Origin of the sequence: Caballeronia catudaia (assembly GCF_001544755.2) — a bacterium.
Taxonomy (GTDB): domain Bacteria; phylum Pseudomonadota; class Gammaproteobacteria; order Burkholderiales; family Burkholderiaceae; genus Caballeronia; species Caballeronia catudaia.
The window spans coordinates 1-1643 of the sequence record NZ_FCOF02000126.1; the positions used below are offsets into that span (position 1 = coordinate 1).

2 protein-coding genes are annotated in these 1643 nt (G+C 63.2%); both read right to left on the reverse strand.

From position 1 onward, the window contains the following. Positions 1 to 1088: 1,2-phenylacetyl-CoA epoxidase subunit PaaE (paaE, locus tag AWB75_RS36375; RefSeq protein WP_061128735.1), on the reverse strand; the 1088-nt coding region annotated here is incomplete at its 3' end. Positions 1089 to 1111: 23 nt separating this feature from the next. Then, on the reverse strand, positions 1112 to 1606 hold the full coding sequence (gene paaD, locus AWB75_RS36380; RefSeq protein ID WP_087087206.1) for a 1,2-phenylacetyl-CoA epoxidase subunit PaaD: 495 nt from the start codon (positions 1604 to 1606) through the stop codon (positions 1112 to 1114). Between the last annotated feature and the right edge of the window lie 37 nt (positions 1607 to 1643).

A 1643-nucleotide genomic window follows, 5' to 3' on the forward strand; every position in this document is an offset into this window, starting at 1 on the left:
TAGCGCTCGTCGAAACTCACGACGACGCGCTCGCTCAGCGGATGACACTGGCACGTCAGCACAAAACCGTCATCGATCTCGTGTTGTTCGAGCGTGTAGTTCTTCTCCATCTTTACTTCGCCTTCGAGCACTTTCGCGCGGCACGTGCAGCACACGCCGCCCTTGCACGCATACGGCAACGCAAGCCCCGCTTTGAGCCCGACATCGAGCACGCTCACGCCTTCATACGGCAGCCGCAGCTTGCGCTTCTTGCCATCGATGATCAGCTCCAGATCCGCCGCCGGCGTGTTCTCCGTGATCTCGACCGGCGGCGCGCCCGCTTGCGGCAACGGCGCACCGAAACGCTCCACATGAATCTGCTTCGGCGCCACGCCCGAGTCCTTCAGGGCGGCCTCGGCTGCGTCCATCATCGGGCCGGGGCCGCAGATGAACGCTTCATCGATGGCTTCGGGCGACAGCACGGTCTCCAGAAACGCCTTGCACTTCTGCTGATCCAGCACGCCGTTGAACAACTCCACGTCCTGCAGATCATCGGATAGCACGTGATACAGCGAGAACCGGTCCATATACCGGTTCTTCAGATCCTCGAGTTCCTCGGCGAACATGATCGCGTCGACGCTGCGATTGCCGTACACCAGCGTGAAGCGGCTCGTCGGCTCGATATCGAGCGTCGTCTTGATGATCGCCAGCACCGGCGTGATGCCCGAGCCGCCGGAGAACGCCACGTAATGCTTCGCGTGGTCCGCGTTCAGGTGCGTGAAGAAGCGTCCATCGGGCGTCATCACGTCGATCTCATGGCCGGGCTTCAGGGTATCGAACGCGAAGTTCGAGAAGCGCCCGCCGCGCACGCGCTTGATGCCGATGCGCAATTCGCCGTCGCGATCGTAGTCGGTCACGCCCACGCAGATCGAATACGAGCGGCGCGTTTCCTCGCCGTCCAGATGCGTCTTGAGCGTCACGAACTGGCCTTGCGTGAAACGAAACGCGTCGCGCAAGGCGGGCGGCACGTCGAACGAAACGGTGACGGCGTCGGCGGTTTCGGGACGAACGTCGCGGATACGCAGCGGATGGAATTGCGGAGTCGCCATGATGTCGATGAGGTGAAGTCGGTTCAGTACGGCTTGAAGTAATCGAACGGCTCGCGGCAATCGATGCAGCGATACAGCGCCTTGCACGCCGTCGAGCCGAATTGCGCGAGCTTCTCGGTGTGCGTCGAGCCGCAACGCGGACATGCAATCACTTCTTTCTTGTAGGGCACGAAACGGATCGGCTTCTCGGTAGTGCTGCCGCACGTGCCCGACGGCGGCGCGATGCCATAGCGGCGCAGCTTCTCGCGCGCTTCGTCCGTGATCCAGTCGGTGGTCCAGGCAGGCGCCAGCACCGTCTCGATGCGATGCGCGCCGAGCGCGGCGTGATCGATCGCCTGCGCGATGTCCTCCGCGATCTGCGACATCGCCGGACAGCCCGAGTAGGTCGGCGTGATCACCACTTCGAGCACGCCATCGTCGCCGTGACGCACGTCGCGCAGAATGCCCAGCTCGCGAATCGAGACCACCGGAATCTCCGGATCGGGCACCGCTTCGAGCACGCTCCACGCGCGTGCGATCGTCGTGTTGGCGTTGGCGTTGGCGTTGGCGTTGACG